The sequence below is a fragment of the Arcobacter lacus genome (genome assembly GCF_003063295.1).
GTDB lineage: Bacteria > Campylobacterota > Campylobacteria > Campylobacterales > Arcobacteraceae > Aliarcobacter > Aliarcobacter lacus.
Map to the genome: position 1 here is coordinate 181,751 of NZ_MUXF01000010.1, position 14,189 is coordinate 195,939.

The window sequence follows — 14,189 nt, forward strand, 5'->3', positions numbered from 1 at the left end:
AGAATTTATGGAAAAAACATTTATGGAAGCTATGGATTTTAGACATGCTTGTAAAATTTTTGATGAGGCTAAAAAAATCAGTGATGAAGATATGAAATTTATTTTAGAAGTTGGAAGAAAAAGTCCAAGTTCTTTTGGTCAAGAGGGATGGAAATTTTTAGTTATTACAAATGAAGATTTAAAAGAAAAATTAAAACCTCATTGTTGGAATCAACCTCAAATTACAACTTGCTCTCACTTAGTTATCATTTTAGCTGCAATTGAAGCCGTTAAACCAGAAAGTGGAATTCCAGCAACTAGATTTGCAAGACGTGAAATGCCACAAGAGAAAAAAGATTTTTATAATAAATTATATAAAGACCACTTAACAGTTACAAAAGTTTTAGATAGTGATGAAAATGTTTATTCTTGGACAGCAAGACAAACTTATATAGCTGCAGGAAATATGATGACAGCAGCTGCTATTAAAGGAATTGATTCTTGTCCAATAGAAGGATTTGAAAAAGCAAAAGTTGAAGAAGTTTTAGGACTTGATACTAAAAAATTTCAATTATCTATGGTTTTACCATTTGGATATAGAATAAATCCACAATCTACTCAAATGAGACTACCTTTTGAAGAAGTAGTTGAATTTATAAAATAAATAATAAAAGAAGAAAATTTTATTTTCTTCTTTCTTTCCAAAAGCACTCATCCCATAAACTAAGTAAAAATATAGTAGAATAGCCAATATTTCACAATATAAAAGGTAAAGAATGCTTAGTGTTAGTGATATTGAAAATTGGCTAAGAGAACACGGAATTAATAACTATCATATTTCAGAAGATTTTTATGTTTCAGTTCAGGGAAATGTAAATTTATCTGAGAAATTAAATGGTGAAAAACTTCCTCTTAAATTTGATAGGATAGACGGTTACTTCGATATAAGTAATAATAATCTTGAAACATTAGAAGGATGTCCTAAAACTGTTGTAAAAGATTTTAACTGCTCAAAAAATAAATTAACATCTTTATTTGATTGTCCTACTGAAGTAGGAGAGTTTGATTGTTCTTATAATCAATTAAAGAATTTATCTTATGGTCCAAAAGAAGTTAAAGGAAGTTTTAATTGTTCATATAATGAATTAACATCAATAAAAGCAAGCCCAAGAACTGTAAAAGGTCATTTCAAATGTAATGACAATAAATTAGTTTCATTAGAAGGTGGACCTAAAAATATAGATACATATTTTGATTGTTCTCATAATTTACTTGAAAGATTAACAGGTGGTCCAATTGCTGTTAAACAAGATTATATTTGTAATGGTAATAGATTAGGTGATTTAGAAGGTGTTGCAGATGAAATTGGTGGGGATTTAGTAACTGATATAAAACTAAATATTCCTTCAAGATATGATGATGAAGGACAATTTTATAGATACAAAGGCCAAGAAGCAATTACTCATATTTATAAACCTATTGTTGCTCTTACAAATAGTGAAGACATTCAAGCCTGGTTGGAAAAATTTGATATAAAAAATGCAACAATTTTATCTGACAATTCTGTTGATGTTCATGGAGATGTTAAACTTTCAAATAGATTGCCAAACTTATCTAAGCTACCAATAAATTTTAATATAGTTGATGGTGATTTTGATATTAGTGAAAATGAATTAGTTTCATTAGAGGGAAGTCCTGTAAAAGTTGGTGGAAGTTTTCATGCTCATAAAAATGAGTTAAACTCTTTAAGAGGTGGACCAAAAGAGGTTAAAGGAAGTTTTGTAATACTTCATAATAATATAACATCTTTACAGAATTCACCAACTATTGTAAAAGATGATTATATTTGCTCACACAATCCTTTACGGACTTTAGAAGGAATAAATACAGTACAAGGATATGTATTTACAGGAGTTTATATTCCAAGACTAAAATGTCAAAAATATAATTATAAAGGTATTACTACGTATAAGTATCCAGGTGACGCTGTAATGAAGTATTTAGATGAAGAGTATATTTCTTTAACTGATGAAGAAAAAGCATTCGAATCAACTAAAAAGAATTTAGAAAAAGTAATTAAAAAAATGCTAAATGCAAATACTTTAACAAAAGAGATGATAACAGATACTCTTTTGAAAAACCTTACAAAATATCAATTAGATCAATTAAAAACTAAAGTTTTATGGATAAAAAATCCACCAAATGAAGATGGAAGTGATTATATAAGTGAAGATGATATTATGAAATTGGCTTTTGAGAAAGAGCTATAAAATAGGGTTAAGTCTTAACTAGACTTTTTTAGATATAATCTAATAAATTTTAATAAAATAAATAATGGAGATAGTTAAATTATGGTTCAAACAGTTAATCTTAAAAAAGCTTTTGGTGCAAGAGTTTTATTTCAAGATATAAATCTAAAATTAGATACAGGGAAAAGATATGGTCTTATAGGTGCAAATGGTGCAGGTAAGACAACATTCCTTAAAATTCTTTCAGGTCAAGAAGAGGCAACTGAAGGAGAAGTACAAATTCAAAATGGTAAAAAAGTTGGAGTTTTATCTCAAAACCAATTTGCTTATGAGAATTATACGATTTTTGATACAGTTTTATTAGGAAATAAAAAATTATATGATGCAATAAAAGAAAAAGAAGAGTTATATATGAGTCCAGAATTTACTGATGAAGTAAATAATAGACTTGCAGAACTTGAGATTATTTGTTGTGAAGAAGATCCAACTTATGAATATGATATAAAAATTACAAAAATATTAGAAGATTTAGGTTTCCCTTCTTCTATGCATCAAGATTTGATGAGTACATTAACAGGTGGAGATAAATTTAAAGTTTTATTAGCACAAGTTTTATATCCAAAACCTGATGTACTATTTTTAGATGAGCCAACAAATAACTTAGATATTGAGACTATTGGATGGCTTGAAAATCAACTTCAACATCATGAAGGTACAATGGTTGTAATCTCTCATGATAGACACTTCTTAAATGCTGTTTGTACACATATTTTGGATGTAGATTTTAAACAAATTAGAGAGTTTACTGGAAATTATGATGATTGGTATATAGCTTCAACTGTTATAGCAAAACAACAACAAGCAGATGTAAGTAAAAAATTAAAAGAAAAAGAAGAACTTGAAAAGTTTATTGCAAGATTTAGTGCAAATGCTTCAAAAGCAAAACAAGCAACATCAAGACAAAAACAACTTGATAAACTTGATATTGCTGCTATTCAAGTATCAAGTAGACGTGATCCTTCTATTATCTTTAGACAAAAAAGAGAAGTAGGAAAAGAGTTATTAACTGTTAAAAATATTTCAAAATCATATGATGGAAAAATTGTGTTAAATGATGTATCTTTTACAGTAGAAAAAGGTGATAAAATAGCACTTATTGGAACAAATGGTATTGGAAAAACTACTTTATGTGAGATTTTAGAAGGAAACCTAAAAGCTGATAGTGGAGAAGTTTTATGGGGAGCAACTATTCAAAACTCATATTTTCCACAAAATGCAACTGATATTATAAAAGGTGATATGACTTTATATGATTGGTTAAGAGGTTTTGATAGAGATGCTGATATTTCTGAGATTAGAAATTGTTTAGGAAGAATGTTATTTAATGGTCAAGAGCAAGAGAAAAAAGTTGATTCTTGTAGTGGGGGAGAAAAACATAGAATGATGCTTTCTAAGATTATGTTAGAGCAAGGAAATTTCTTAGTTTTAGATGAACCAACAAACCACTTAGACTTAGAAGCTATTATTGCTTTAGGTGAGGGATTAAATGATTATGCGGGTTCTGTAGTTTGTGTATCTCACGATAGAGAGTTATTAGATGCTTATGCAAATAGAATAATAGAAATTCAAGATGGTGGGACAATTTTAGATTTTAAAGGAACTTATGAAGAGTTCATTGAATCGAAAGGTCAAACTGCATAATAAAAAAAAGGAAAAAAGTTTTATCTTTTTTCCTTTTTTTGTAAATAAAAATTTTTAATTTTTTGTATGTTTTGAAGACATTCTAAACTCTTTTCTAGCAATAGCATCATTGTATCTTCTTTTATCATCTTCTGTTATAAGTTCAAGTTTTGGAACAGGGATTGGTTTTCCATCTTCATCAACTGCAACCATAGTGAAATAACAAACATTAGTATTTTTTATAGTATAGTCTTTTATATCTTCTGAAATTACTTTGATTCCAATTTCCATTGAAGTTCTTCCCGTATAATTAACAGAAGCATGGAAAGTAACAAGTGAACCAATTTTAATTGGATCTTTAAATAAAACCATATCAACAGAAAGTGTTACAGCATAAGTTCCTGAATATCTTGCTGCACAAGCATATGCTACGTGATCAAGCATTTTTAGTATTTCACCACCATGTACATATTTTCCAGAGAAATTTGCTTTATCAGGTGTCATCAACATAGTCATTGTAAGAGATTTTTCTCTTTTTATATTTTTTGCCATTTAATAAAAACCTTATTTATTTAATATTGATATTATAAATTAAGTATATAATAAAATATATTAAATTATAAGGGAAGCTTAAAAGCTTTCCCATTCATCATTAGAAGAGTCTTTAGATTTTATAGGTGTATTTTTAGGAGTAGTTTCTTCAACTTTAATTTCTACTTTAGGAGTTATATTTTTTGTAGCTTTTTTTTCTATATCTTTAGCTTTCACTTTATCTTTACCTGCAAACTCTTTTTCATCTGCATCACTTACTATTAGTTTTGATATTTCATCTGTTACTATTGCAATATCATGTGTTTGGCTTGCTATCATCGCATTTTGTTGAGTTTGTCTATCTAAACTATTTACAGCATCATTTATTTGTTCTATTCCTAGTAATTGTTCTTTTGAAGCATTTTGAATATCACTTATTAAATTCATTGTTTGTGAAATGTTTTGATTTAATTCTTTATAACCATTTATCATATTTGAAGCTATTGATTTACCATCATTTGCTTTATTTGTAGCATTTTCTACAAGTTCTTTTATCTCTTTTGCTGCTTCTGCACTTCTTGCTGCTAGATTTCTTACTTCTGCTGCAACAACTGCAAATCCTTTTCCTGCTTCACCTGCAGTTGCAGCTTCAACAGCAGCATTAAGTGAAAGAATATTTGTTTGAAATGCTATTTGATCAATTACACTAATTGCTTCATTGATTGCTGTTACTTGTGCATTTATTTCATCCATTGATACATTTGTCTGATTTGCTAATTTTTCACCTTGATTTGCTGATGCTGTTACACTTTTTGAAAAATCTGCCATTTTTGCAATACTTTCTGTATTGTTTCTTATATTTGAAGTTATCTCTTCAAGTGCAGCTGCTGTCTCTTCTAAAGATGCTGCTGCTTCATTTGAACTTAAGTTCAATTTATCAACATTTGCTAATAAAATGTTTGAACTTTTATCTAAAGTCAATCCATTTGTTTTATTTTCTATTAGCATTTCAGTTATTGAATCACCTAAGCTATTTACTCCACTTGCTAATTTCAATAAGTGCTCTTTTAAACCTTTTTGATCTATTTTATCTAGATAGTTATATTTAGAATATTGTTCTAATACTTTTAATACATTTTCTATATTACTTTCTAAAATATTTGCCATATTATTTAAAACATCTTTTAGCTGGTTTAAAGTTGGATTTGAAACTTTTGTATGTAATCTTTGATATAAGTTTCCTTGTTCAAACTCTCCTAAAACAGCTATTGTTTCATCTATTAGTTTTCTATCTTCTTCAATACCTTTTTGTGTTTTTACAATATTTTCATTTACAAGTTTTGACATTTGTCCAAATTCGTCTTTTGCACTATCATCTAGTAAATTTACGCTATTTGATTCTCTATTTAAATATGAAAAGAAACTTAGTAAGCCTTCTTTAAAACTATTTATAGAGTTTATTACAGAATTAGAAATAATTAATGAAATTGCTATAAAAATAATTGTTGAAAATACAACTAAGATTATTAAGTCAATATTTAAAGTCTGATATGCTTCATCTCTTAATTCTATTGCACTTTGATTTATTTCTTGAATTTTACTTTCTACATCAACTCCCACTTTAACCATTTGAGCAATGTCTTTTTTTATCTCTTCACCTTCAATAGTTATATTATTTGAAAAATCAACAATCTTATCTTGAGCAAAACTTTCAAAACCAGTTACATAATTGTCTATTAAAGAAATTATTTGATTAGCTAATTCTATATTATGAGGACTTGTAAATTCTGCTTTTGTTTCAATAACATTGTCTTTTAAATATTTTAAATTCATTAAAACATGTTGTCTATTTTCTTCATTTGAAACTCTAAGAAATTGATAAACAGATATTCTTGATTTTGCAACATATTGAATAAATCTTTCTGTTTCAATAGCAGCATGATTTCTTTGGTTTGCCAGATTATTATAATATACATAAACGAACCCTGATACTATAATGATTAAAATAAATAGAGCAGGGAATAAAAGCAGTTTTTTCCTTGTGTTAAAACTTTGTAACATTTTATACCTTTTTATTAATAATGAACATAGGAGAACCTTGTCATAATTTTTATTTGAATAATAATTTAAAAAAGCTTTAAAAATAATTATTTTTTTAAATTAATAGTAAATTCATCTCTTCTTCAGTCAAGAGTTTCACTCCTAATTCAATAGCTTTATCATATTTACTTCCAGCATCTTCTCCAAAAATTACATAATCAGTTTTTTTTGAAACACTAGAAGATACTTTAGCACCTAAATCTTCGAGCATAGATTTTATTTCACCACGACTTTTACTCATAGTTCCTGTTATTACAACAATTTTATTTTTAAATGGATTTTCACTTACTTCTTTTTTTATTTCAACTTTTGGATTTATTATAGAGATTAGTTTTTCAACTAAATTTTTATTTACTCTCATAAATTCAATAAATGAATTTGCCATTTGTTCACCAAAACCATCAAGTGCTATTAGTGAATCATAATCTTTATTTATCACATCTAAGCTAAATTCTAAACATATTTGTTTTGAAGCAACTTCACCTATATGTTCTATTCCTAAAGCATTTATAACTCTATGAAGTTCACTACCTTTTGTATTTTCTATCGCATTTAGAAGATTGTTTATTTTTTTCTCTTTAAAACCTTCTAAATCTTGTAAATCTTCATATTTTAAAGAATAAATATCTAAAATATCATAAATCTTTTTTTCATTAAATAGTTGTTCAACTATTTTATTTCCAAGACCATCTATATTCATACAATTTTTACTAGCAAAATAGATTATTGAGTTCACAACTCTTGATGGACAATCAAGATTTTGACATTTTATCATCGTTCCTTCATCTAAAACTTCACTATTACAAGTAGGACATGAAGTAGGGCGAGATATAGTTATTTCATCTCCTTTTCTTCGCTCAAAAAATACTTTTGTGATTTTTGGGATGATATCTCCACTTTTTATAATAATTACTTCATCATTTATTTTTAAATCTAATCTTTCGATTTCATCAAAGTTATGTAATGTTGCACGGCTAACAGTTGAACCGTCAATTAGTGTTGGTTCTACTTCTGCTACTGGAGTTATAATTCCTGTTCGACCAACTTGTAAAGTTATTGCTTTTAGTTTTGTTGTTTTTTCAACTGCTGGAAATTTATAAGCACATGACCATCTTGGAAATTTTACTGTATAACCAAGTTCTTCTTGTGTTTCTATATCATCTATTTTTATAACCATTCCATCAAGCATCATTTCAAAATCATTTCTTATAGAGATAAATTTGTGGTATAAACTTTCTATTTCTTCTATATTTGAAGCTAATGTTTGCATTTGAGGTCTTTCAAATCCTAAAGAGTATATATATTCCATAATTTGTGAATATTTTTTATGTTCTAATGAATTTTGACCAATTCCCCAAACATTGAAAAATAGCTTTCTTTTTGCAGTTATATTTGAATCAAGTTGTCTTAAACTTCCAGCTGCGGCATTTCTAGGATTTGCAAAAAGTTGTTCACCATTTTTTGCTCTTTCAATGTTGATTTTTTCAAAATCTGCTTTTTTTATTACAACTTCACCACGAATCTCTATTAAAGATTTTTCTTCTATTTCAAGTGGAATAGAAAAAATTGTTTTTGCATTGTTTGTTACATCTTCACCAACAGTTCCATCACCTCTTGTAATAGCTTGTTTTAGAATACCATTTTCATAAATAAGATTTAAAGAAGCTCCATCAAACTTAGGTTGACAAAAAAACTCTAGATTTGTATTTACTTTTGAAGCTCTTTTTATCCAATCTTCAAGTTCTTGCGTATTAAAAACATCTTCTTGACTCCACATACGACTAAGATGAGAAGCTTTTATAAATCCATCTAAAACAATTCCACCAACTCTTTTATTTGGTGAATTTGGATGAGAAAGTTTTGGATTTTCTTGCTCATAAGCTAAACAAAGTCTTGCTAATTTGTCATACTCTTCATCAGTTGCTATTGGATTATCAAAAACATAATAAGCATTAGCCCAAGATATTAATTTTTCTATATTTAAATCGTACTCTTCTTTAGTCATTTTTTATCTTTCTACTTATTTGATGATGTGCCCTACAAACTTTGACATATTGTTTAAGATTTTTCCACCTTTTCTAAATCCCAAACCACAAGCTTCATAAGCATAGAATACTCCGGCTTGATAGCAATCACCTTTTTCATCTTTTGGAAACTCTACATACTCTTGATAAATAGCTTTATGTCCTTCATAATCTCCTGAAGTTTGTGTATCAATAGAACCATCAGCATTTATGATTTTTGTATTTGCTCCTTCTCTTCCAAAAGCTCTTTTTTCTACTTGTTTTTTACCTTTTAAAGGTTCAAAAGATGTCTCTAAAAGTAAAGGGTGATTTGGATATAAATCCCATAAAACTTTCATAAATGCTTTTGATTGGAACATAAGAGTATATGCTGGATTGAAAATAATTGCTTTTTTCTCTTTTATAATTTCTGTTAAAATTAAAGCTAATTCACTTTCTTGTATTGCAATATCTTCCCAAGGAATAAGTTTAAACCAAAATTCAAAAAGTTCATCATCTTTGAAAATACCATCATCACTAAATTGTACATTTTCAATATATTCAAAATCTGTATTAAATCCAGCTTCACTAGCAATATGTTGTAGAAGTTTTGTAGTATTTATATCTTCAATTGAGCTCGATATTGATGAAAATAAAATTTTCCAACCAAGATTTGAATAATACTCTTCAAATTTTTCAATATCGCTATTTAGTGTAATAATTCTTTTGAAATTATCTTTTAAAGCTTCATATAAATTGTTAAATTGACTAGCTTCATCTAAGCCATTTGCTTTTAAAATTGCCCATTGAATAATTGCAGTTTCAAAAAGTGAAGTTGGTGTATCTGCGTTAAATTCTATCAATTTTATTGGATGACCATCTATTCCACCAGCTAAATCAAATCTTGAATATAAATGCCAATGAACTTCATTTTCCCAAGACTCTTTTATAATCTCTACTAAATTAAAAGGAATATTTAATTCATGAAATAAATCATTATCGATTACATATTGACCAGCTTCTACGAACATATCGTAAAGTTCATTTGTTGCTTCATAAAAAGCATTAGCTTCATCTTCATTTATTACGACTATTTCATCACTTATATATGAACTATTATCTTTATCTGTGTGCCAAATAAAGCCAATTGATTCTAAATATTCGTCTGTTAACGGTTTTAATTTTTCTAATTTCATATTTTAACTTCCAAAACTTGATGAATTTGTAGTACTAGATGATGTATTTCCACCAAAGAAACCAGTTTTTTTAGCACCTGTACTAGAATTTGTTGTAGCTGCAGGTTTATTAAACGAACTTTGAGATTTGCTATATGTTTGAGGAGATTTGTATTGTGCTGCTTTTTGATTTTGGAAATTTTGATTATTAAATAGTTTATTACCAAGCCAAGAACCAATCATTGCTCCTGCAATTGAAGATAATAAAACTCCACCAAGTCCCATTCCACCGCTTGACATTTCAGAATTTGTAAGTGGTGAAGTTCCTGCATCAATTTTTGCTTCTTCTTCTTTAACTAATTTATCTATTTCTTCTTGAGATAAAATTCTTTCATTTCCATCTGGAGTTCTTAATACAATTGTTGTTTTTGATGCTGGAAATTCATCTGCAATTTTATATTGACCATCTGCGCTTTGTTCTACAACTACGAAAGCTCCTTGTTGTTGGCTAGCATTTGTAAATGTTGAGTTATTTTGATTTTGTTGTTGATTATTTGATGAGTTGTCTCCACAACCAACTAAACCTACAACTAAAAGTGAACCTAAACCACCAACCATCGCATAGTCTGATATTTTTTTAATATGATTTTTTTTCTTCAATTTTAATTCCTTATTTTAGTTTTAAAATTTATTTATATTTGAAACTCTTTTATTATATAAAATTAATAATTAAAATATATAAAACAGTGAATTAATCGAATTTTTAGTAGAATTAAATTTTTAAGGAAAAGATATGATAGATTATAAAGAAAAATTTATTTTAGATAGAGAATTTTACCCTTCAAAAGATATAGAAATAACAGTTGAAAGTGATAGAGGTAGAGTTTTATCTTCATCTGCTTTTAGAAGACTTCAAAAAAGAACTCAAGTTTTTGCTTTAGAGTTAAATGCTTCTATTCGTTCACGACTTACACACTCTATGGAAGTTTCGCAAAATGCAAGGTTTATAGCTAGAACTATTTTAGCTGAATTAAAAAAAGAGAGTTTAGAAAAGTTTGGATTAGAAGAGTTTGAAAATGCTTTTATTTCAACTTCTGAAATGACTAGTTTACTTCACGATATAGGAAATCCACCTTTTGGACATTTTGCAGAAGAGACTATAAATAAATGGCTAAAAATGAATGTTTTACCTATTTTAGATAAGTTTGAAGCATCTACAAATGAATTGAGAAATTTAAAAGAACTAATTTCAAAAGATATTTGTAACTATGATGGAAATGCACAAGCAATAAGAATTATCACAAAACTTCAAAGACTAAATCTTTCATATTTTCAAATAATTTCAGTTTTAAAATATACAAGAGGAGCTTTTGAAGAAAAACCTTCAAAAGAAGAAAATCTATCATATTTGAAGAAAAAGCCAGGTTTTTATTTTAGTGAAAAAGATTTGGTTGAAAAGATACAAAAAAGTTTAAAAATAGAAGCTGGTCATAGATTTCCAATAACTTATATTATGGAAGCAGCTGATGATATTTCTTATTTAACTGCTGATTTGGAAGATAGTGTTGAAAAAGGTATTTTATCTTTAGATGAAGTTTATAACATCATAAAAAAAGAGTGCCAAAAAGAGAAAGAAGAGTTTCTTTTAGGAATAATTGAAAAACAGTATGAAAAAGCAAAAAGTAGTGAAGAACCATATCAATTTAATATGTTTTTCACTTTTTTAAGAGTTGGTTTGGTTACAAATTTTGTAAATTATGTTTCAAAAGTTTTTGTACAAAATCATGAGGCAATTTTTGAAGGAAGTTTTAATTATGCACTTTTAGAGTTTGATAAACAAAGCGAATATTATAAAACTTTGAAGATTTTACAAGATATTTCTACAAAATATATCTATCAAAATGCAGAAGTTCAAACTTTGGAACTTCAAGCTTATACGATAATAAACTCTTTATTTGAAATATATAAACCACTTTTAGAACTCGATGAAGTTGATTTCTCAAAACTTTTAAAAGATGAAAAAATAGATTGTTTTATCTCAAGAAGATTGATAAAAAGAATCTCAAAAAAACAAATAGTTGCTTATAAAAATGATGTTGAAAAATTAGATAAACAAAATCTACAAGAGTATAAAATCTTAGAATTTTACTTTAGAGTAAGACTAATAATAGACTATATAAGCGGTATGACAGATGATTTTGCACTTGAAGAGTATAAGGTTTTATTGGCGATGAAATAAAAGAAGAATTTTTATTCTCCTTTTAAACCTTTTCTCATAGCTTCTATTACCGTATTGTCGGATTTATGACCCGTAAATAATTCGAACGCTAAAACACCTTGATATAAAAGCATATCTTCACCATCTTTTATTTGGCAACCATTTTGTTTTGCTAAAGCTAAAAATGGTGTGATTTTCCCATAAATACAATCAAAAGCAAAAGAAGCATTTTTTAGTATTGGTTCAAGAAGTTCTTTTGGAGCAGGAAGAAGTTCATCTTTTAGTCCTGCACTTGTAGAGTTTACTACTAAATCATAAATTTCAGGTTCAAACTCTGCCCAAGTGTAAGCTTGTATATTATTTTCAATAAAAAATTTCAAGTTATTTTCACTTCTATTTAAAACAGTTACTTTGATATTTTTTTCTTGTAAAGCTATTGCAATAGCTTTTGCAGTTCCTCCTGCCCCTAATAAAAGTACATTTTTTACTTCACCAAAACTTTCAATTGCTTTTAAAAAACCAGGAGCATCAGTATTATATGCTTCTATTTTTCCATCTACTAATTTATAAGTATTTACTGCTTTTATTTTTTGAGCTAAACCTTTTACTGTATCCGCATTTATAAATGCAACTTCTTTATGTGGTACAGTTATATTTGCACCACTGTAACCATTTTTTAAAAAAGTCTCTTTTATTTTACTTCCATCTTCTAAATGATGCTTTTCATAAACTCCATTGTAGTTTATGTGATTTAATCCTGCATTTTGCATCTGAGGTGATTTTGAGTGAACTACTGGGTTTCCAAATATTACAAATTTTTCCATTTTTAAGCCTTTTTTGCTATGAAATTAAAGATTGGAAAATTTCCATTTTCTCTTTTATAAATATAAACTATATCAAAAGAAAAGTCACTAAAACCAATCTTTTTAGCAGTTTCCAACAATTCATCTTCACTAAATCCAAAGTGATAAACTCCTTCATTATTATGCTTTACATGAAATGAGCCATCTTCTTTATCCAAATCATTTATACAAATATATCCGCCATTTTTTAAAGCTTCAAAGCTTTTTTTTAAAAACATATCAATATCTTCAATATGATGAAGTGACATAGAAATCACTATCAAATCAAAACTATTTTTTGGTAAATTTTCTTCTAAAATATTGTGTTTTTTTGCTTTTATGTTTGATAAATTTTTTTCTTTTACTTTTTTATTAAACTCCTCTATCATTCCAGTAGAGTTATCAAGTCCTAAAACTTCATTGTTTTCTTCTACTAAATTAAAAGCTATAAGTCCTGTTCCACAACCATAATCTAAAATATTTTTTATATTTGAAAAATCAATTTTTTCTTTTAAGTGATTTATACAAGCATCACTTTTATCAAGAGTTGTTTGCTTTTTATCCCAATCTTTTGCTCTTTCATCAAATCTACTCAAAGTTAGTCCTTAAACAATTTTTGGATAAATTATAACTAAATCAAAATTAAGAGAATAAAGATGGGTGTAAAATACTTTTTTAGTGATAAAACTGATGGAAATTTAGCTTATCATGTTGATGATATAAAAGAAAATGTAGATAAAAATAGGCAAAAATTAGCTTTAAAATATGATTATAAAAATGAAGATTTATCTTATATGAATCAAATTCATAGCGCAAATGTCGTAGTTGTAGATGAAAATTCACCAAAATATATAGATAATTGTGATGCACTTATAACAAAAACAAAAAATCTTCCTTTGATGGTTATGGTTGCTGACTGTATTCCTATTTTGATGTTTGATGAAATAAAAGGAGTAATTGCAGCTATTCATGCAGGAAGAAACTCAACTTTTTTAAAAATATCAGAAATAACTGCAAAAAAAATGATAGAAGATTTTTCTTGTAAAACAGAAAATATAAAAGTAATTATGGGACCAAGTATCCAAAAATGTTGTTATGAAGTAAATGATGAACTCAAAAATATTGTTGAAAAATCTTTTGGAAAAGAGTTTGTTTTTGGAAATAATATTGATTTACAAGGAATAAATAAAAAACTTTTAGAAAATTTGGGAATAAAAAATATAGAAATTTCTTCTATTTGTACAAAATGTTCAAATAAACCATATTTTTCATATAGAAAAGAGAAAAATACAGGAAGATTTGCCGGAATTATAATGCTAAGTAATTAAATTGTTATTTATTTATATAAGATATATTTATTTAAGTATCCTTTTGTTACTATTTGTCAATTTTAATAATCAATAAAGGAAAAA

At 27.1% G+C, this 14,189-nt stretch carries 11 protein-coding genes and 1 pseudogene; 5 read left to right on the forward strand and 7 right to left on the reverse strand.

Translation table 11 applies throughout. The features are described from left to right. The first annotated feature begins 7 nt into the window (after nucleotides 1-7). The 3 genes from B0175_RS06515 to B0175_RS06525 all read left to right on the forward strand — a co-directional run bounded on the left by B0175_RS06515 (nucleotide 8) and on the right by B0175_RS06525 (nucleotide 3,929). On the forward strand, nucleotides 8-643 hold the full coding sequence (locus B0175_RS06515) for an NAD(P)H-dependent oxidoreductase (RefSeq protein ID WP_108527826.1): 636 nt from the start codon (nucleotides 8-10) through the stop codon (nucleotides 641-643). A 112-nt stretch (nucleotides 644-755) separates the two neighbouring features. Then, a complete protein-coding gene (locus B0175_RS06520) occupies nucleotides 756-2,249 on the forward strand; it encodes a hypothetical protein (protein ID WP_108527827.1) in 1,494 nt (497 codons plus the stop codon). Nucleotides 2,250-2,330: 81 nt separating this feature from the next. Beyond that, a complete protein-coding gene (locus B0175_RS06525; protein ID WP_108527828.1) occupies nucleotides 2,331-3,929 on the forward strand; it encodes an ABC-F family ATP-binding cassette domain-containing protein in 1,599 nt (532 codons plus the stop codon). A 54-nt stretch (nucleotides 3,930-3,983) separates the two neighbouring features. Here B0175_RS06525 and B0175_RS06530 read toward each other — a convergent pair whose 3' ends face one another. From B0175_RS06530 to B0175_RS06550, 5 genes and pseudogenes are all read right to left on the reverse strand, one after another. Further along, nucleotides 3,984-4,460: an acyl-CoA thioesterase gene (locus tag B0175_RS06530; protein ID WP_108527829.1), complete on the reverse strand. Its 477-nt coding sequence runs from the start codon at nucleotides 4,458-4,460 to the stop codon at nucleotides 3,984-3,986. A gap of 78 nt (nucleotides 4,461-4,538) precedes the next feature. Further along, nucleotides 4,539-5,882 (reverse strand): annotated as a pseudogene (locus B0175_RS06535) (methyl-accepting chemotaxis protein); the annotation flags it as partial. Nucleotides 5,883-6,594: 712 nt separating this feature from the next. After that, entirely contained in the window at nucleotides 6,595-8,544 is a 1,950-nt protein-coding gene (gene ligA, locus B0175_RS06540; protein ID WP_108527831.1) for an NAD-dependent DNA ligase LigA, read from the reverse strand. A 15-nt stretch (nucleotides 8,545-8,559) separates the two neighbouring features. Beyond that, nucleotides 8,560-9,738, reverse strand: a complete 1,179-nt coding sequence (locus tag B0175_RS06545) for a glutathionylspermidine synthase family protein (RefSeq protein ID WP_108527832.1) — start codon at nucleotides 9,736-9,738, stop codon at nucleotides 8,560-8,562. A gap of 3 nt (nucleotides 9,739-9,741) precedes the next feature. After that, nucleotides 9,742-10,377: a UPF0323 family lipoprotein gene (locus B0175_RS06550; protein WP_108527833.1), complete on the reverse strand. Its 636-nt coding sequence runs from the start codon at nucleotides 10,375-10,377 to the stop codon at nucleotides 9,742-9,744. 133 nt (nucleotides 10,378-10,510) lie between these two features. On the opposite strand from B0175_RS06550, the gene dgt reads away from it, so the two are divergent. Further along, nucleotides 10,511-11,956 (forward strand): dGTPase, encoded by a 1,446-nt coding sequence (gene dgt / locus B0175_RS06555; RefSeq protein ID WP_108527834.1) that lies wholly within the window; start codon nucleotides 10,511-10,513, stop codon nucleotides 11,954-11,956. 11 nt (nucleotides 11,957-11,967) lie between these two features. On the opposite strand, the gene B0175_RS06560 is transcribed toward dgt, so the two are convergent. Together B0175_RS06560 and B0175_RS06565 are read right to left on the reverse strand one after the other, a co-directional pair. Beyond that, nucleotides 11,968-12,759 (reverse strand): shikimate dehydrogenase, encoded by a 792-nt coding sequence (locus tag B0175_RS06560; RefSeq protein ID WP_108527835.1) that lies wholly within the window; start codon nucleotides 12,757-12,759, stop codon nucleotides 11,968-11,970. Between the two features lie 2 nt (nucleotides 12,760-12,761). Beyond that, on the reverse strand, nucleotides 12,762-13,373 hold the full coding sequence (locus B0175_RS06565) for a class I SAM-dependent methyltransferase (RefSeq protein WP_108527836.1): 612 nt from the start codon (nucleotides 13,371-13,373) through the stop codon (nucleotides 12,762-12,764). Between the two features lie 60 nt (nucleotides 13,374-13,433). Between B0175_RS06565 and pgeF the strand changes: the two genes are divergently transcribed. Then, a complete protein-coding gene (pgeF, locus tag B0175_RS06570) occupies nucleotides 13,434-14,105 on the forward strand; it encodes a peptidoglycan editing factor PgeF (RefSeq protein WP_108527837.1) in 672 nt (223 codons plus the stop codon). Nucleotides 14,106-14,189: the final 84 nt, after the last annotated feature.